This window comes from Oryzisolibacter propanilivorax (assembly GCF_900103645.1).
In the GTDB taxonomy this organism is placed as follows: Bacteria; Pseudomonadota; Gammaproteobacteria; order Burkholderiales; family Burkholderiaceae_C; genus Melaminivora; species Melaminivora propanilivorax.
Window position 1 is genome coordinate 67054 of record NZ_FNHP01000009.1, and the last position, 16907, is coordinate 83960.

The window sequence follows — 16907 nt, forward strand, 5'->3', positions numbered from 1 at the left end:
AGCGCCGCGCCGACGACCGGCACCCTCACCCCCGCCCTCTCCCGCAGGCGGGAGAGGGAGCGAGAGGCGGCGTCAGCCGCGCTCGTCGAGGGGCACGAAGCGCTGGTCTTCCGGCCCGGTGTAGTTCGCGCTCGGGCGGATGATCTTGTTGTCGATACGCTGCTCGATCACGTGCGCCGCCCAGCCGCTGGTGCGGGCGATGACGAACAGCGGCGTGAACATGGCGGTGGGGATCTGCATCCGGTGGTAGCTCACGGCGCTGAACCAGTCCAGGTTGGGGAACATCTTTTTCTCCTCCCACATCACCGCCTCCAGCCGCTCGGCGATGTCGAACAGGCGCATGGCGCCGGCCTCCTCGGACAGCCGCCGCGCCACACCCTTGATGACGGTGTTGCGCGGGTCGCTCACGGTGTAGACCGGGTGTCCGAAGCCGATCACCACCTCCTTGTTCGCCACGCGGCGGCGGATGTCGGCTTCGGCTTCGTCCGCGCTGGCGTAGCGCTGCTGCACTTCCAGCGCCACCTCGTTGGCGCCGCCATGCTTGGGGCCACGCAGCGCGCCGATGGCGCCGGCGATGCTCGAATACAGGTCGCTGCCGGTGCCGGCGATCACCCGCGCGGTGAAGGTGGAGGCGTTGAACTCGTGCTCGGCGTACAGGTTCAGCGACGTGTGCATGGCGCGCACCCAGGCGGCGCTGGGCGCGCGGCCGTGCAGCAGGTGCAGGAAGTGTGCGGCGATCGAGTCGTCGTCCGTCTCCAGCGCGATGCGCCGGCCGTGGTGGCTGTGGTGCCACCAGGTCAGCAGCATGGAGCCGAGCGAGGCCATCAGCCGGTCGGCGATGTCGCGTGCGCCGGCCAGCGGGCGCTCGTCGCGCTCCGGCAGCACGCAGCCCAGCGCGGACACGCCGGTGCGCATCACGTCCATCGGGTGCGCGTTGGCAGGCAGCGCCTCCAGCGCCGCGCGCACGTGCAGGGGCAGGCCGCGCAGCGATTTCAGCTTCGCCTTGTAGGCGGCCAGCTCGGCGTGCGTGGGCAGCGTGCCGTGCACCAGCAGGTGGGCGATTTCCTCGAACTCGCAGACCTCGGCGATGTCCAGGATGTCGTAGCCGCGGTAGTGCAGGTCGTTGCCGGTGCGCCCCACGGTGCACACGGCGGTGTTGCCAGCGGTGACGCCGGACAGGGCGACGGACTTCTTGGCCTTCGGCGCAGCCGGCGCGTCAGGCGCGACGGACGCGGCAGGGTGGACGGGGGTCAGGACGGCATTCATGGGGCAGTGGTCTCCGGTTGCGCTGGCGCGGGTGCCAGGTCGATGGGGGCAGGGCGGCCGTGGGCGTCCACGGCCACCATCTCGAACACGCCCTGCAGCACGTCCTCGGGGCCAGCGGCAGGCACGTCGGCCAGGCCGCGCACGCACACCGTCAGCGAACTGCGGCCCACGCGGCTGACCCAGGCGCGCAGCGTCAGCACCTGGCCCACCGCGACGGGCGCCAGGAACTGCACGCCGGTCACGCCGGCCATGACCACGTCGCGCCCGGCGGCGCCGTGCGCCGCCAGCCAGGCCACGCGCGCCATGCTGGCCAGCGCGTGGCCCGCGAACAGCGTGCCGCGGTGGTTGGCCTGCGCCGGGAAGACCACGTCGCGCGTTTCCACCGCGCTGCGGGGAAGGGCAGGAGAAGAACAGCAGGGGCTTGTCATGCTTCGCAATCTACGCACAATCGCCCTCCCGCACGAGCCCTGAAATGGCGAAGCATTGCGAGTGCTGCTGCGGGTTTTTGCAAAGTTTGCGAATCACTGCATATGAAAAAAACCTTCATGGGCGTGCGCCTGCGCCGCCTGCGCGAGGAACGCGGCATGACCCAGGTGGCGCTGGCGCGCGCGCTGGATTTGTCGGCCAGCTACCTGAACCAGATCGAGCAGAACCAGCGCCCGCTCACCGTGTCGGTGCTGCTGAAAATCAACGCCGTGTTCGGCGTGGACGTGCAGCGCTTTTCCGACGACGACGAGGCGCGCCTGGTGGCTGGCCTGCGCGACGTGCTGGCCGACGCCGCCGGCGCGCGCCCGCAGGATGCCGTGTCGCTGGCCGAGATCCGCGAGCTGGCGGCCAACATGCCGGCGGTGGCGCGCACCCTGCTGGCGCTGCACGCCGGCCAGCGCGAGGCCGACGAGCGCTTGGCCGCGCTGTCGCAGCAGCTGGAAGGCGCGGGCAGCGGCCACAGCGCCGGCAGCGCCGCACCCATGGCCTACGAGCAGGTGCGCGATTTTTTCTTCTCGCAGCACAACCACATCGCGCCGCTGGACGACGCGGCCGAAACCCTGGCGCAGGACTGGCGCCTGCCCGAGCGTGCCAGCGACACGGCCCTTGCCCAGCGGCTGCAGGATGCCCACGGCGTGCGCGTGGCGCTGCTGCCCGAACCGCCGCCGGGGCAGGAGGGCGACGCCGCGCTGCGCCGCTTCGACGCCGCCGATCGCGTGCTGCACCTCGCGCCCAGCCTGCTGCCCGCGCAGCGCGCCTTCCAGATGGCGACGCAGCTGGCGTTTCTGGAGATGGAGCCGCAGATGGCGCAGGTGCTGCAGGGCGCGCCCCTGACGGACGGCGCCGCGCACACCCTGGCGCGCATCGGCCTGGCCAACTACTTCGCCGGCGCCCTGCTGCTGCCCTACACGCGCTTCCTGCGCGCGGCGGAAGGCCTGCACTACGACATTGAGCGGCTGGCGCAGCGCTTCGGCGTGGGCTTCGAGACCGTGTGCCACCGCCTGTCCACTCTGCAGCGCCCGGGCGCGCGCGGCGTGCCGTTCTTCTTCATCCGCGTGGACCGTGCCGGCAACATCAGCAAGCGCCAGTCGGCCACGCACTTTCACTTCAGCAAGATCGGCGGCAGCTGCCCGCTGTGGAACGTGTACGAGGCCTTCGCCCAGCCCGGGCGCATCGTGCGCCAGTTGGCGCGCATGCCGGACGGGCGCTCGTACCTGTGGATCGCCCGCACCGTGACGCGCAGCGCCGGCGGCTGGGGCGCGCCGGCCCAGCAGTTCTCGGTGGCGCTGGGCTGCGACGTGCAGCACGCGGGGGCGCTGGTCTATGGGCGCGGATTGGACCTGGGCGACCCGGCGGCCTACGTGCCGATCGGGATGGGGTGCAAGGTGTGTGAGCGGGTAGGCTGCCCGCAGCGGGCGTTTCCGCCGATCGGGCAGGTGGGGCGAGTGAGCGAGGACAGGAGCAGCCTGGCACCGTACGGGAGAGGGTGATGCTATTTAAAGGATAGCTGGACGCGGTTTATTTGTATGGGCTGGCGGCTGTTTTGACCCTCGGCGGCGATGCGACTCGCGACAACAGGGGGCGGCAGGCTGGCGCTCAGGTTTCACTGCGGCGGGGACGCGCGGACGGGCTCGGGGGCAACACGGGCCAGCGCGTCGATGTCGCCAGTGACGATCAGGCCGAGGTGCTGCGTGATCCGCTCGATGGGCCAGTCCCACCACGCCAGGGCTTCCAGGCGGGCCACGCTGTCCGAATCGAAACGCTGCCGCAGGGGCTGGGCCGGGTTGCCGCCCACGATGGTGTAGGCCGGCACATCCGTCGTCACCACCGAGCGCGACGAGACGATGGCACCGTTGCCGATGCGCACGCCCGGCATGATGAGCGCGTCGTAGCCGATCCACACGTCATGGCCGATGACCGTGTCGCCCTTGTAGGGAAGGTCGCCCGGCTGGGGCATGACCTTTTCCCAGCCGTTGCCGAAGATCTGGAAAGGGTAGGTGGAGATGCCGGAGAGCTTGTGGTTGGCGCCGTTCATGATGAACTTGGCGCCGCGCGCGATGGCGCAGAACCTGCCGATGATCAGCTTGTCGCCGATGAAGGGAAAGTGGTAGAGCACGTTGCGCTCGAAGCCCTCCGAATCCTCCGGATCGTCGTAGTAGGTGTAGTCCCCGACCACGATGTGCGGGTTGCGGACGGTGTTACGGATGAAGCAGACCTGCGGAAAACCTTCCATGGGGTGCTTGTTCTTCGGGTCGGGTCCTTGCACGTCTTGCTCCAGTGGTCGAGAACGCATCTGCTGTGCCCCGCGCCGCGCGCGGGCCAGTCAGGGCCGGGTTTTGGGGCTTTTTGGTCTGCCGGGCGCAACGTGCTCAGGGCTTGCCTGTGGAGGGGGCATCCACCGACGCGCTCCACCGGTCCCCCCAGCCGCCGCGCAGCTGGTCGATATTGCGCCGGTCCCGCTTCGTCGGCCGGCCATCGCGCAGCGCCGCCGCCGGCTCCGGCGCCAGCCGCCGCGCCTGCGCCAGCCGCTCGCGCTCGGCCAGGCTCTCGGGGGTTTCCTCATACAGCTGCTGCGCCATCGGGGCCGGTCCGCGCATGTTGCTCAAGCCCCGCACCACCACGGTGCGCGGCACGCTGCCTTGGCGCAGCGCCACGGTGTCGCCCACGCGCAGGTCGCGCGCGGCCTTGGCCAATTGGCCGTTGACCATGACGCGGCCACGGCCGATTTCGTCGGCGGCCAGGCTGCGCGTCTTGTAGAAGCGCGCGCACCACAGCCACTTGTCCAGACGCATGGACTCGGCAGAAAGGTTCATGCGGGCGATTGTGGCGCGCCCGGGCGACAGGATGCAATCGCCCTCGGCGGCAAGCGGGATGGCATGGGGCTGGCCGCCCGCGCTCGCGTGCCTTGGCCATGCCGGCCGGCCAGCAGGCACCGCTTCAAGCGGCGCTCAGCTGCTGATTCAATAGCTGCGCGTCCTGGCTGCACAAGCGCTGGCGGCCGAATCGTTCAATCAAACAGCACCGGCCGCGCCGTCGGCCAGCCCGACAGGTGCTGCTGCGCGATCGCCCGCAGCGCGTCGATCCATGCCGGGCTGTCGTTCAGGCACGGGATGTAGCGGAACTCCTGGCCGCCGGCGTGCAGGAACGCCTCGCGCGCCTCGTCGTTGATTTCCTCCAGCGTTTCCAGGCAGTCGCCGGGAAAGCCCGGGCACATCACGTCCACGCGCTTCGTCCCGCCCTGCGCCAGGGCGACCAGCGTGGGCTCGGTGTAGGGCTGCAGCCACTGGGCGGGGCCGAAGCGCGACTGGAAGGTGATGGCGTAGCGCGACTCGTCCAGGTCCAGCGCCTCGGCCAGCAGCCGGGCGGTGGTGCGGCATTCGTCGGCGTACGGGTCGCCCAGGCGCACGTTGCGCTCGGGGATGCCGTGAAAGCTCATGACCAGCTTGTCCGCCGGGCCGCCCTCGCGCGCCCAGTGCGCGCGCACGCTCGCTGCCAGCGCGGCGATGTAGGCCGGGTGGTCGTGGTAGCTGTTGATGAAGCGCAGCTCGGGGTACACCCGCGCGCGGCGCACGAAGGCGGCCACGTCGTCGAAGATGCTGGCGGTGGTGGTGCTGGAGTATTGCGGGTACAGCGGCAGCACCAGCACGCGCTGCACGCCCGCGGCCTGCAGCGCGTCGATCTGCGAGGCGATGGACGGATTGCCGTAGCGCATGGCGTACTGCACGGCGACATGCTGGCCAGCCTCGCCCAGCCAGCCGCGCAGCAGCGTGGCCTGGCGCTGCGTCCACACGGCCAGGGGCGAGCCCTCGGGCGTCCAGACGGTGGCGTACTTGGCGGCCGAGCGCCGTGGCCGGGTGCGCAGGATGATGCCGTGCAGGATCGGCCACCAGGCCAGACGCGGGATCTCGACCACGCGCGGGTCGCCGAGGAATTGCGCCAGGTAGCGGCGCAGCGCCGGCGCGGTGGGCGCGTCAGGCGTGCCCAGGTTGCACAGCAGGACGGCGGTGGAAGGAGGCAGGGCAGGGGAAGGCATGGGGGGCGATTGTGGCCGCTGCGCACTGGCGCGCGGCGATTCATTGCTGCACTGCACCCAAAACTTCCGGGGGCTTGTGCCGCAGGGCTTGCCGCCAGGCGGCGGATGCGCTTGGAGCCGCCTGGCCTGGTTCTCCGCTCAGCGCAGGAAGTCGCGCAGCGCCGCCAGCGTGGCCTCGGGCGCTTCTTGCATCTGGTGGTGCCCCACGGGCAGCTCGACCACACGCACCGCCTTGCCGGCGCCGCGCGCCGCGTCGATCAGCGTGCGTGCGGCCTTCGGCGGCGTCATCTGGTCGCGCGCGCCCAGCACGAACAGCACCGGGCACTGCAGGGCAGCGATGGCCTGCTCGCCATTGGCGTAGCGGTCGCAGGCGATGAAACCGCGCTGGAAGACGTTGGCCGTGCGGTTGCCCTGCAGCACGCGCCGGCCCAGCGCCATCCCGGCGCCATAGACCCACGCGCCGGCACCACTGGGCGGCGCCAGCGTGCTGCGCGAGAACACGTTGACCAGTTTCAATGCCTGCTCGGGATCGCTTTGCGACGCCTCGATCAGCGCCGGTGAGACCTTCATCGGATAGGCCGTGCCGACCAGCACCAGGTGGCTGATGCGCTCGCCCAGATCAGCTGCCGCCTGCAGTGCGATCAGCGAGCCCCAGCTGTGCCCGACCAGCGCCGCGCGCTGCACGCCGGCGGCATCCAGCAGCGCGGCGACGAAGGCGGCGGCCTGCTCCACGCTCTCGGGCGCGTCGCCGCCGCTCCTGCCGTGGCCGGGCAGGTCCACGGCCAGCACGTTCCAGCCGTGGTGGGCCAGCCAGCGGCTTTGCCAGGCCCACACGCTGTGGTCGCCCAGCACGCCGTGGATGAGCACGGCGGTGGGCTGGGCCGGATCGAAGGGCTTGCCGCCGGTGTAGCAGTAGGCGGGGGCGCCATGGACTTCGTACTGCATCACGCACCTGCCTTTTCTGCCGCTTTCAGCGCACGCTTCAGGTCGTCGATCAGGTCGTCGGCCTCCTCCAGCCCGATGGACAGGCGGATCGTGCCCTGCCCGATGCCGCCGGCCGCCAGCGCTGCGTCGTCCATGCGGTGGTGTGTGGTGCTGGCCGGGTGGATGACCAGGCTCTTGGCGTCGCCCACGTTGGCCAGGTGGCTGAACAGCTGCAGCGCATCGATGAACGCCTTGCCCTGCGCGCGGCTGCCCTTCAGGTCGAAGCTGAAGACCGAGCCCGCGCCGCGCGGCAGCAGCTTCTGCGCCAGGGCATGGCTCGGGTGCGACTTGAGCATCGGGTGGCCGACGCGCGCCACGAACGGGTGGCTGGCCAGGAACTGCACGACTTTCTCGGTGTTGCGCATGTGCCGCTCCATGCGCAGCGGCAGCGTCTCAATGCCCTGCAGGATCAGCCAGGCGCTGTGCGGGCTCAGGCACGCGCCGAAGTCGCGCAGGCCCTCGCGCCGCGCGCGTAGCAGGAAGGCACCGACGCTGGATTCCTCGGTGAACACCATGCCGTGAAAGCCGTCGTACGGCTCGGTCAGCTCGGGGAATTTGCCCGCCGCCGCGCCGCCTTCCCAGTCGAAGCGCCCGCCGTCGACCAACACGCCGCCGATCACCGTGCCGTGGCCGGACAGGAACTTGGTGGCCGAGTGGTGGACCAGGTGCGCGCCGTGCTCGAACGGCTGGATCAGCCAGGGCGAGGTGAGGGTCGAGTCCACCAGCAGCGGCACGCCGGCGTCCTCGGCGATCTGCGCGATGGCCGGGATGTCCAGCACCTCCATGCCAGGGTTGCCCACGGTCTCGCCCAGCAGCAGGCGCGTGGTGGGCCGGATGGCGGCGCGCCAGCCGTCCAGGTCGCCGGGCGCGACGAAGGTGGTCTCGATGCCGAAGCGGCGCAGGGTGTAGTGCAGCAGGTTGTGCGAGCCGCCGTACAGCGCGCTGCTGGCGACGATGTGTCCGCCCGCGCCCATCAGGGTGGCGATGGCCAGGTGCAGCGCAGCCTGGCCGCTGGCGGTGGCGATCGACCCCACACCACCCTCCAGCGCCGCCATGCGCTGCTCCAGCACGGCGGTGGTCGGGTTGCTCAGGCGGCTGTAGACGTGGCCGGGCTGCTCCAGGTTGAACAGCGAGGCGGCGTGGTCGCTCGACTCGAACACGAACGAGGTCGTGAGGTACAGCGGCGTGGCGCGCGCGCCGGTGGCCGCATCGGGCGCGGCGCCGGCGTGCAGCGCCAGCGTGTCGAAGCCGGGGTCGGAGTAGCCGGGCATCCATGTCTCCAGTGTGGTCGGGGCGCCCGGGATTGTGGGCTATATTTTCCCGTGCCCCTGCGGCGCCGCCGCCTTCACTGCCCCTTGCGAGACACCCATGAAAGTCAGCGACATCCTGCGCCTGAAAGGCAACACCCTCTACACCGTGACGCCGGACGAGCGCCTAGCGCAGGCCGTGCAGACCATGGCCGAGAAGGACATCGGCTCGCTGGTGGTGATGGAATACGGCGAGCTGGTCGGCATGCTCACCTTCCGCGAGATCAACCAGGTGCTGGCCAAGAACGGCGGCAGCGTCGGCACGCTGCTGGTGCGCACCGCCATGGACGACGCGCCCGTCACCTGCACGCTGGAGACCGACATGGACGAGGTGCGCCGCATGATGCTGGGCTGCCATGCGCGCTACATGCCGGTGATGGAAAACCGCATGCTGATGGGCGTGGTCAGCTTCTACGACGTGGCCAAGGCGGTGGTGGACAGCCAGAACTTCGAGAACAAGCTGCTCAAGGCCTACATCCGCGACTGGCCGCAGGACGAAGCCGCGCCGCAGCAACAGGGCCAGCCCGGCTGAGGAAATTTCGGTCAAAACAGGCCCGGGCCGTGATGGGTAAATGGCCTGCAGCTATGCTTTTGATAGTGTAGGGGCTGGGCGATAATGCCGCCCCTATGAGCGGCAACACCATCGGCACCCTGTTTTGCGTCACCAACTTCGGTGAATCCCACGGCCCGGCCATCGGCTGCGTGATCGACGGCTGCCCGCCGGGCATGGAGCTGTCCGAGGCCGACATCCAGCACGACCTGGACCGCCGCCGCCCCGGCACAAGCCGCCACGTCACCCAGCGCCAGGAGCCCGACGCGGTGGAAATCCTCTCGGGCGTGTACCAGGGCCGCACTACCGGCACGCCGATCGCGCTCCTGATCCGCAACCAAGACCAGCGCAGTAAGGACTACGGCGAGATCGCCCAGCAGTTCCGCCCCGGCCATGCCGATTACACCTACTGGCACAAGTACGGCCTGCGCGACCCGCGCGGCGGCGGGCGCTCGTCGGCGCGCCTGACGGCGCCCACGGTGGCCGCGGGCGCCGTGGCGCGCAAGTGGCTGGGCGAGAAGTTCGGCACGCAGATCCGGGCCTGCATGACGCAGTTGGGCGAGCTGACGCTCCCGTTCGAATCTTGGGAGCACGTGCCGCACAACCCGTTCTTCGCGCCGGTGGCCGACGTGCAGCAGTACGAGGCGTACATGGACACGCTGCGCAAGGCGGGCGACTCCTGCGGCGCGCGCCTGCGTGTGCAGGCCAGCGGCGTGCCGGTGGGGCTGGGCGAGCCTTTGTACGACCGGCTGGACGCAGACATCGCACACGCGCTGATGGGCCTGAACGCGGTCAAGGGCGTGGAGATCGGCGACGGTTTCGCCAGCGCGGCGCAGCGCGGCACGCTGCACGGCGACTCGCTCACGCCCGAAGGTTTCGCCAGCAACCACGCCGGCGGCATCCTGGGCGGCCTGAGCACGGGCCAGGACATCGAGGCGACCATCGCCATCAAGCCGACCAGCTCCATCATCAGCCCGCGCACGTCCATCGACGTGCAGGGCCGCCCGGTGGACGTGGTGACCAAGGGCCGGCACGACCCGTGCGTCGGCATCCGCGCCGCGCCCATCGCCGAGGCGCTGCTGGCGCTGGTGCTGATGGACCATGCGTTGCGCCACCGCGCGCAGTGCGGCGACGTGCGCCAGGCCGTCCGCCCGATTCCCGCCAGCAACGCCTGAGGGGTGCTCTTGCTCCCTCTCCCTGTGGGAGAGGGTCGCGGTGAGGGTGGAATCCCTCTCTCAACGCTGTCGCATCACTCGGTTGTCAATAAAAAAAGGCGCCTGCCCATATGGAACAAGCGCCTTTAGCTATCAAAAATATAGCTTCCTACTCTCCGACCTCATCTACCAGGGCGCGGAACTCGTCCACGTCCTCGAAGCTGCGGTACACACTGGCAAAGCGCACATAGGCCACCTTGTCCAGCTTCTTCAGCTCGCGCATCACCAGTTCGCCCAGCCGGCTGGACAGCACCTCGCGCTGGCCCAGTTGCAGCAGCTCTTCCTCGATACGCTCGATAGCGCTGTCGATCTGCACCGTGCTCACCGGACGCTTGCGCAGCGCCAGCTTGAACGAACCGAGCAGCTTGGCGCGGTCATATTCGACGCGCCGGCCGTCCTTCTTGGCGATGGCCGGGAAGTTGACTTCCGGGCGCTCGTAGGTCGTGAAGCGCTTGTCGCACGCCGCGCAGCGGCGGCGGCGGCGCACCAGCGTGCCGTCCTCGGACACCCGGGTCTCGGCGACCTGGGTGTCGGGATGGCTGCAGAAAGGGCACTTCATGGGGGCGGTGCGGTGGGCGGGCAGGTGCCCGCCTGAGACATCAGCGGTAGACCGGGAAGCGGCTGGTGAGCGCGTGCACCTTGGCACGCACTGCGGCCAGGTGCGCCTCGTCGTGCGGGTTCTCCAGCACGTCGGCCAGCAGGTGGGCGGTCTGGCGCGTTTCCTCTTCCTTGAAGCCGCGTGTGGTGATCGCCGGGGTGCCGACGCGGATGCCGCTGGTCACCATGGGCTTTTCCGGGTCGTTCGGGATGGCGTTCTTGTTGATGGTGATGTGGGCTTTGCCCAGGGCGGCCTCGGCCTCCTTGCCGGTGATGCCCTTGGCACGCAGGTCCACCAGCATGACGTGGCTTTCCGTGCGGCCGCTGACGATGCGCAGGCCGCGCTCGGTCAGCGTCTCCGCAAACATCTTGGCGTTCTTTGCGACCTGCTGCTGGTAGGTCTTGAACTCGGGCGACAGCGCCTCCTTGAAGGCCACGGCCTTGCCGGCGATGACGTGCTCCAACGGGCCGCCCTGCAGGCCGGGGAAGATGGCGCTGTTCAATGCCTTCTCGTGCTCCGCCTTCATCAGGATGATGCCGCCGCGCGGGCCGCGCAGGCTCTTGTGCGTGGTCGAGGTGACGACGTCGGCGTGCGGCACCGGGTTCGGGTACTCGCCGGCCACGACCAGGCCGGCGTAGTGCGCGATGTCCACCCAGAAGATGGCGCCGACTTCCCTGGCGATTCTTGCGAAGCGCTCGAAGTCGATGCGCAGCGCATAGGCCGAGGCACCGGCGATGATGATGCGCGGCTTGTGCTCGCGCGCCTTGGCTTCCAGGGCGTCGTAGTCGATCTCTTCCTGCGCGTTCAGGCCGTAGGAGACGACGTTGAACCACTTGCCGCTCATGTTCAGCGGCATGCCGTGCGTCAGGTGGCCGCCCTCGGCCAGGCTCATGCCCAAAATCGTGTCGCCGGGCTTGGCGAAGGCCATCAGCACGGCCTGGTTGGCCTGCGAGCCCGAGTTGGGCTGGACATTGGCGGCCTCGGCGCCGAACAGCTGCTTCACGCGATCGATGGCCAACTGCTCGATCACGTCCACGTTCTCGCAGCCACCGTAGTAGCGGCGGCCGGGGTAGCCCTCGGCGTACTTGTTGGTCAGCTGCGAGCCCTGCGCGGCCATCACGGCGGGCGAGGCGTAATTCTCGCTGGCGATCAGCTCGATGTGTTCTTCCTGGCGGCGGTCTTCGGCCTGGATGGCGGCCCACACCTCGGGATCGGTTTGTTCGACAAGGATATTGCGTTGGTACATGATGGCGTTGCGGTGAACGTGTGTCCCCTGAAGAGCCAAGGGGTGCCCAGGCGAACGACGGATCGCGGCAGGGCATCACTTTCCATGCCTGCGCGGTACGCTTCCCAGTGGTTGGCAGGGCCTGCTGCCCTGCGAGGATTCCACGTCAGCGGCAGCAGCCCTGCAAAGGGCGCCGCGCCTATCGCCAGTCGCGTACCGTTCGAGTGTAGCCGAGCGAAAGTGCAGCCGGCACGCGTTCAGGCGCCGGCCAGCATCGCCACCTTGTCGGCGGTAGGGGGCAGCGCGGCCGAAGGCGTAGCCGGAGCCGCATCGGCCGGGGCCTTGGTGGACAGTACCGGCTTGGCCGGAGCGGGCGCCGGGCTGGCGGCACGGCCGCCCGCCACTTGGCGCAGGCGGAAGTGCTCGGCCAGCACCTTGGCGGCATAGCCCCCGTCGTGCGGCAGGTTGGCAGCGCCCACGTAGTAGCGCAGGCCGCCTTCCAGCGAGCCGGCGCGCGAGATGCACTCCTGTAGCACCTGCACGCCGACACGCAGGTTGGTCAGCGGGTTGAAGGCGGCCAGGTGTCCGCCGACGTCTTCATATTTGTCGGTGTGTACGCGTGTCATGACCTGCATCAGGCCCTGGGCGCCCACCGAGCTCTGCGCGAACGGATTGAAGCTGGACTCGATGGCGACGATGGCCAGGATCAGCGTCGGGTCCAGCTTGGCGCTGCGGCCCAGTTCATAGGCCTCGGTCACGAGCGCCGCCACGGGTTCCGGCGCCACGCGGTACTTCTTGCTCAGCCAGTAGGCGACGGCGGCCTGCTCGCGCGGCAGCTGCTGGGGGTTGATGGCGATGGGGCGCGGCGTTGCTGCAGCAGGGCGCGGTGTTGCCGGAGCGCTGACCGGCTGCGTCGCCACCTCTGCGGCCTGCGCTGTTTTCGTGTTCACCGGCTGGCGCGACTGCAGCCAGCCACGTAGCTGCTCCTCGCCGCTGTGGCGCAGGTCGGGACGCGCGGTCAGGGCGATGGCCACAAACGCCACGGCCAGGCCAAGCAGGGCGAAACTGCTGTGGGTGACGACGACCAGGCCGTTGACGATGTTGGCCGCAAAGGTGCGTACGCTGGCGACCACTGATCCAGACGCTGTCATAGCTCGTCCTTTCTCCAGACAAAAACGAGCCCCCGCAATGCGGTGCGCCGCATCAGATCGGCACTTGCAAGGGACTCTATATATGAGCCGGGCGTGCTCGCCCGGATTGGGTTGCCATATGGGTCCGTGCCGTGCGCGCGGCGCAACGGAAACTTGCGGACCCTCGAAGCCGGAATCGGCGGGGCTAGGGGTATGTACTGGGTACAAATGGAATCGGCGGATTCTAGGAGAGCCCTAAATTCATGGTCAATACTGATGTTTCTTTTTTTGATACAAAAAAGTTATATTCAAGCTGTTCGAAGATCCAGAAAACCCTTCTGAAGGATGTTCGTGAAGCTGTTTTCCCTGGGGCCCAAAGCAATGACAGCGGTAGATGCAAGGTGCGTGCATCACATGTGTCATTGCGCAACACTATTGCCTATCGCCCAGAAGCTTTGATAGTCTTGAATCGTCCGGCATCGGCCGGGCATGAAGCCTCGCAAGGCGGCAGTCATCAAGACCCTGCCTGGTGCGGCAACCCATGGAGGCAATCCCTTGTCTCCTGCTCCTGGGGACCAGACTCTCCCTTGGTGCAAGAAGCGATGGCATATGGACTGTCTGGTCCGCCATCGGACCCGGTGGCGGCATTCGCGCCACCGGGTTTCTTTTTTTCAGGCTTGCCGGGCAGATGGGCCGTCGGAAATGCCAGGGCTATCGGTTCGCATGCAGCAGGTCGCTGGCGCACCATGAGTGGGGCAGGGCAGGTCTTTCGGCTGCAGGCGGGTGGGTCTTTTGATGCAAGTCCCCTCAGGCTTGGCAGAGGTCTGAAGGCATCCATGGCAAACCGGGCCAAAATAGCGACCTGCAAGGCGCCATCAGCGCCTTGGCGCGTGCTGCGCAGCCCAGGTCGCTGTTTGGCATCCCTTCACCGCGAGCACCATGTTTTCTTTTTCTTCCCGCAGCAAAATGTCCGACGTTCCCGAAACCCCTCAACCTCAGGCCAAGACCAGCGAGCCCCATCCTCTGGATGCGGTGACCGGGGGGGCTTTTTCTGCCGCTACCTCGAGCGAGCGCGCGGCGCGGGTACGTGAATGGCTGGCCACCCAGCCGACGCCCGAGCGGCTGCAGGAGGTCTTCAAGGAACTCAGCGCACGCGACAAGGGCGCTGCCCGTGCCGTGCGCGAACGCCTGGACGAAATGCGTCGTGCGCAGGCACAGGAGGCCATCGCGGCGGACTGGGCGGCCAAGGCCGAGGCGCTGCTGGCAGCGCCCCGGTTGAACATTGCCGACGCCATGGCCTGGCAGCGCGACGCCGCGCGCGCCGGTGCACCACTGTCGCGCGAGCCGTTGTCGCAGCTGAAGACGCAGCTGGCCGAGCGCGTCAAGACCATTGAGGATCTGCAGCATCGCGTGCAGGTGCAGCGCGAGGCAGCAGTGCTGCTGGCGCAGCGCATCGAGGTGCTGTCCACCAAGCCATGGAAGGATGCGCAGGCGGCGCTGGCGTTGCTGAGCGCCGATGTCGAGCGCTGGCAGGCGCAGGCGCAGGAGCTCTCGGGCGATGCTTCGTGGCCCAGTGTCGAGCCGCGCTTCCCGACGCAGCTGGACGCTTCGCGCAGTCAGCTGCTGGTGGTCTGGGAGGCTTTCCAGTCCGCAGTCCAGCAGACCGTGGCGGCTGCCGCCGATCCGCAAGCCGCGTTGCCGCCAGTGCCCGTGTGGGCCGACGAGCTGCGGCAAGCGCGTGGCTTGCCCACCGAGGCAGAGAAGGCAGCTACGGCTCGTGGTCCGGCTGCGGCCGTCCCCGCCGTGCGCACCAAGGCCGATCCAGCGCAGCTGGAGGCGGCGCAGCAGGCAGTTGGCGAGGCGCTGGCCAAGCTGCAGGAGGCCACGGCGCAAGGTCAGGGCAAGGCCAGCACCGGTGCCGCAACCGCATTGCGCGCGGTGCTCAAGGTGCATGGCAAGCTGATCGATGGCGATCTGGAACAGAAGGTGCATGCAGCGCTGGTGGCAGCGGGCGAGCTGGAGGGCTGGCAGCGCTGGAGCGCCGACCAGGTGCGCGAGGAGCTGGTGGCCAAGGCCGAAGCGTTGAACCAGCGTCCGGAAGGCCAGGCGCTGGGTGGACGCAAGCTGCAGGAAACCCTGCGCCAGCTGCGTGAACAGTGGAAGCGCGCCGATCAGGGCGCACCGGCCAACCATGCCCTGTGGAAGCGCTTCGACGAGGCATGCAATCAGGCGCACAAGGCGGTGGAGGCATGGCTGGAAAAGGTGCGCGCCGAAAGCGCCCAGCACCGTTCCCAGCGTCAGGCACTGATCGACGAGGTCAAGGCCTGGGCTGCGCAGCAGGATGCTTTGGGTACGCCAGACTGGAAGGCCGCCAGCCGTGTGCTGCACCAGTTCGGCGAGCGCTGGCGCGCCAGCGGGCATGTCAGCGAAAAGGTGTTTGCGGAGCTGCAACCGCTGTGGAAGCAGGCGTTGTCCGAGGCTGGCGCACCGCTGGCGGCGGCGCAAAAGGCGAGCCTGGCTCAGCGGCACGCCATGATCGAAGAGGCGGCCGTGCTGGGCGCTGCTCCCCAGTTGCGTATCGACGCCGTGAAGGCACTGCAGCAGCGCTGGCAGGTCGAGGCGCAGGCAGTACCGCTGGATCGGCGCCAGGAACAGAAGCTATGGGATGCATTCCGCAAGCCCATCGACGATGCCTTTGCGCGCAAGAGCGCCGCGCGCGAGCGCGAGGCCGGCCAGCTGGGCGAACGCGACCGGGCCGTGCTGCAGGCCTCCAAGGCGCTGGAAGCGGCCAATGCCGCAGGCGATGCGCAGCAGATTCGCACGGCCATGGCGGCACTGGAGGCAGCTTTGCGCGAGCAGCCGGCAGCTGGCGCGCCCACCGAAGTGCCGGCAGCCACCGAGTCAGCGCCGGCGCAGCAGGATCAGTCCGAGGTGGCGCAGGAGCCTGCGGCCGAAGCTGCAGCAAAACCCAGTGTGCCTGCCGCGCAGCCGCGTGCAGTGGTGGCGGTCCGAGGCGACGACCGCCCTGGTGCGCGCAAGCCGGCCACGGAGGCGCCCGATCCTCGTGGTGGACGTTTCGGCGAGCGGCGTGACCGTGATGGCCAGCGCAAGCCGCGAAGCGATGATTCCTGGGGGCGCGCTGGCCGCGACCGCCATGCCGATGCTGGTCCAAGGGCGCCGCGCCTGGGCGATACCGCGTTCCGTGCGCAGCGCGACGCGCTGGATCAGGCCCAGGTCACCTTGCGCAAGCTGGCGGCGCAGGCCCATGGCGAGGCACTCACCCAGCTCGTGGCCGCCTGGAAGGCGCGCGATGCAGCGCAAATGCCCAGCGCGCAGGAGTTGGGCGGCCGGGTGACGGGTACCGGCCGTGCTGCCTGGACGCAGGCGTTGTCGTCGCCGGCGGCAGGCGACGCATCGGAAGCCTTGTTGCGCCTGGAGATCGCTGCCGATGTGCCCACGCCGGCCGAGCAGATTGCCGCACGGCGTGCATTACAGCTGCAAATGCTGACCCGCCGCAATGACCCTGCACCGGCCCAGACCTGGGAGCAGGACGCGGCGCGCGTGCTTGCCGCTCCTGCGGATGAAGGGCAATCGCGCCGCCTGCAGAACGCATTGAAGGCGTTGATGCGCAGGTAATGCCCCGCGAAGCCACGGGCCGTGGTGACCGGCCCGTGGTCATGGTGCCAACGGAGCAACCCAGACAGGGAGCGGCAGGCAAAAGCAAAAAAGCCGCTGATGCGAACATCAGCGGCTTTTGCTTGTCTTGGTGCCCAGGAGAGGACTCGAACCTCCACGCCTCTCAGCGCTAGTACCTGAAACTAGTGCGTCTACCAATTCCGCCACCTGGGCATTTCAGGGAAGCTACGATTGTAGGGGATAAATTTCGTCGTTTTGGAAAGTTTCGAAAAAACTTTCAGCAATTCCAGCGACGTATCACCCATTCATCACGGCTCTCACAAAAAAGCCGCTTTCAGATGAAAGCGGCTTTCGTGCGCACGACCCCGTTGGGATGTCGTTAAACTTGGTGCCCAGGAGAGGACTCGAACCTCCACGCCTCTCAGCGCTAGTACCTGAAACTAGTGCGTCTACCAATTCCGCCACCTGGGCATTTCAG

14 protein-coding genes and 2 tRNA genes are annotated in these 16907 nt (G+C 68.5%); 4 read left to right on the forward strand and 12 right to left on the reverse strand.

The features are described 5' to 3' along the window. Window positions 1-72: 72 nt before the first annotated feature. Together prpC and BLQ61_RS13950 are read right to left on the reverse strand one after the other, a co-directional pair. Window positions 73-1266: a bifunctional 2-methylcitrate synthase/citrate synthase gene (prpC, locus tag BLQ61_RS13945; protein ID WP_091571545.1), complete on the reverse strand. Its 1194-nt coding sequence runs from the start codon at window positions 1264-1266 to the stop codon at window positions 73-75. Next, complete coding sequence (locus tag BLQ61_RS13950; RefSeq protein WP_091571548.1) at window positions 1263-1694, reverse strand: acyl-CoA thioesterase; 432 nt, start codon at window positions 1692-1694, stop codon at window positions 1263-1265. The genes prpC and BLQ61_RS13950 overlap by 4 nt, the downstream gene beginning before the upstream one ends. 102 nt (window positions 1695-1796) lie before the next feature. Here BLQ61_RS13950 and BLQ61_RS13955 point away from each other — a divergent pair, with 102 nt between their 5' ends. Beyond that, a complete protein-coding gene (locus BLQ61_RS13955) occupies window positions 1797-3242 on the forward strand; it encodes a short-chain fatty acyl-CoA regulator family protein (RefSeq protein WP_091571551.1) in 1446 nt (481 codons plus the stop codon). Window positions 3243-3355: 113 nt separating this feature from the next. Here the strand turns inward: BLQ61_RS13955 and BLQ61_RS13960 are convergent, their stop codons facing one another. The 5 genes from BLQ61_RS13960 to BLQ61_RS13980 form a co-directional block, all read right to left on the reverse strand. Beyond that, entirely contained in the window at window positions 3356-4045 is a 690-nt protein-coding gene (locus BLQ61_RS13960) for a Vat family streptogramin A O-acetyltransferase (protein ID WP_217629408.1), read from the reverse strand. A 76-nt stretch (window positions 4046-4121) separates the two neighbouring features. After that, window positions 4122-4565, reverse strand: coding sequence for an RNA-binding S4 domain-containing protein (locus tag BLQ61_RS13965; RefSeq protein ID WP_091571556.1), 444 nt, complete (start codon window positions 4563-4565; stop codon window positions 4122-4124). 194 nt (window positions 4566-4759) lie between these two features. After that, complete coding sequence (gene hemH, locus BLQ61_RS13970) at window positions 4760-5785, reverse strand: ferrochelatase (RefSeq protein WP_091571559.1); 1026 nt, start codon at window positions 5783-5785, stop codon at window positions 4760-4762. Window positions 5786-5923: 138 nt separating this feature from the next. Further along, window positions 5924-6730: an alpha/beta fold hydrolase gene (locus tag BLQ61_RS13975; RefSeq protein ID WP_091571562.1), complete on the reverse strand. Its 807-nt coding sequence runs from the start codon at window positions 6728-6730 to the stop codon at window positions 5924-5926. After that, window positions 6730-8040 carry an O-acetylhomoserine aminocarboxypropyltransferase gene (locus tag BLQ61_RS13980; protein WP_091571565.1) on the reverse strand — a complete coding sequence of 437 codons (1311 nt, stop codon included), beginning with the start codon at window positions 8038-8040 and terminating at the stop codon, window positions 6730-6732. The genes BLQ61_RS13975 and BLQ61_RS13980 overlap by 1 nt, the downstream gene beginning before the upstream one ends. A 97-nt stretch (window positions 8041-8137) precedes the next feature. Here BLQ61_RS13980 and BLQ61_RS13985 point away from each other — a divergent pair, with 97 nt between their 5' ends. Then, a complete protein-coding gene (locus tag BLQ61_RS13985; RefSeq protein WP_091571568.1) occupies window positions 8138-8608 on the forward strand; it encodes a CBS domain-containing protein in 471 nt (156 codons plus the stop codon). A gap of 95 nt (window positions 8609-8703) precedes the next feature. Continuing rightward, a complete protein-coding gene (gene aroC / locus BLQ61_RS13990; RefSeq protein ID WP_091571571.1) occupies window positions 8704-9801 on the forward strand; it encodes a chorismate synthase in 1098 nt (365 codons plus the stop codon). Between the two features lie 148 nt (window positions 9802-9949). On the opposite strand, the gene nrdR is transcribed toward aroC, so the two are convergent. The 3 genes from nrdR to BLQ61_RS14005 all read right to left on the reverse strand — a co-directional run bounded on the left by nrdR (window position 9950) and on the right by BLQ61_RS14005 (window position 12814). Beyond that, window positions 9950-10399, reverse strand: a complete 450-nt coding sequence (nrdR, locus tag BLQ61_RS13995) for a transcriptional regulator NrdR (RefSeq protein ID WP_091571573.1) — start codon at window positions 10397-10399, stop codon at window positions 9950-9952. Window positions 10400-10439: 40 nt separating this feature from the next. Continuing rightward, a complete protein-coding gene (gene glyA / locus BLQ61_RS14000; protein ID WP_091571576.1) occupies window positions 10440-11684 on the reverse strand; it encodes a serine hydroxymethyltransferase in 1245 nt (414 codons plus the stop codon). A 236-nt stretch (window positions 11685-11920) separates the two neighbouring features. Beyond that, window positions 11921-12814, reverse strand: coding sequence for a lytic transglycosylase domain-containing protein (locus BLQ61_RS14005; RefSeq protein WP_091571578.1), 894 nt, complete (start codon window positions 12812-12814; stop codon window positions 11921-11923). 945 nt (window positions 12815-13759) lie between these two features. Between BLQ61_RS14005 and BLQ61_RS14010 the strand changes: the two genes are divergently transcribed. After that, a complete protein-coding gene (locus tag BLQ61_RS14010; RefSeq protein ID WP_091571581.1) occupies window positions 13760-16429 on the forward strand; it encodes a DUF349 domain-containing protein in 2670 nt (889 codons plus the stop codon). 128 nt (window positions 16430-16557) lie between these two features. Here the strand turns inward: BLQ61_RS14010 and BLQ61_RS14015 are convergent. Both BLQ61_RS14015 and BLQ61_RS14020 read right to left on the reverse strand, forming a co-directional pair. Beyond that, window positions 16558-16642: transfer RNA gene (locus BLQ61_RS14015), tRNA-Leu, on the reverse strand. Between the two features lie 173 nt (window positions 16643-16815). After that, a tRNA-Leu gene (locus tag BLQ61_RS14020) sits at window positions 16816-16900 on the reverse strand. Between the last annotated feature and the right edge of the window lie 7 nt (window positions 16901-16907).

Bases quoted from the DNA above. Each gene is read 5' to 3' on its own strand.
- BLQ61_RS14010 (WP_091571581.1), top strand. From the start codon at position 13,760: ATGTCCGACGTTCCCGAAACCCCTCAACCTCAGGCCAAGACCAGCGAG.
- BLQ61_RS13960 (WP_217629408.1), bottom strand. From the start codon at position 4,045: ATGCGTTCTCGACCACTGGAGCAAGACGTGCAAGGACCCGACCCGAAG.
- glyA (WP_091571576.1), bottom strand. From the start codon at position 11,684: ATGTACCAACGCAATATCCTTGTCGAACAAACCGATCCCGAGGTGTGG.
- BLQ61_RS13985 (WP_091571568.1), top strand. From the start codon at position 8,138: ATGAAAGTCAGCGACATCCTGCGCCTGAAAGGCAACACCCTCTACACC.
- BLQ61_RS13975 (WP_091571562.1), bottom strand. From the start codon at position 6,730: ATGCAGTACGAAGTCCATGGCGCCCCCGCCTACTGCTACACCGGCGGC.
- nrdR (WP_091571573.1), bottom strand. From the start codon at position 10,399: ATGAAGTGCCCTTTCTGCAGCCATCCCGACACCCAGGTCGCCGAGACC.
- aroC (WP_091571571.1), top strand. From the start codon at position 8,704: ATGAGCGGCAACACCATCGGCACCCTGTTTTGCGTCACCAACTTCGGT.
- BLQ61_RS13965 (WP_091571556.1), bottom strand. From the start codon at position 4,565: ATGAACCTTTCTGCCGAGTCCATGCGTCTGGACAAGTGGCTGTGGTGC.
- BLQ61_RS14005 (WP_091571578.1), bottom strand. From the start codon at position 12,814: ATGACAGCGTCTGGATCAGTGGTCGCCAGCGTACGCACCTTTGCGGCC.
- hemH (WP_091571559.1), bottom strand. From the start codon at position 5,785: ATGCCTTCCCCTGCCCTGCCTCCTTCCACCGCCGTCCTGCTGTGCAAC.
- BLQ61_RS13950 (WP_091571548.1), bottom strand. From the start codon at position 1,694: ATGACAAGCCCCTGCTGTTCTTCTCCTGCCCTTCCCCGCAGCGCGGTG.
- BLQ61_RS13955 (WP_091571551.1), top strand. From the start codon at position 1,797: ATGAAAAAAACCTTCATGGGCGTGCGCCTGCGCCGCCTGCGCGAGGAA.
- prpC (WP_091571545.1), bottom strand. From the start codon at position 1,266: ATGAATGCCGTCCTGACCCCCGTCCACCCTGCCGCGTCCGTCGCGCCT.
- BLQ61_RS13980 (WP_091571565.1), bottom strand. From the start codon at position 8,040: ATGCCCGGCTACTCCGACCCCGGCTTCGACACGCTGGCGCTGCACGCC.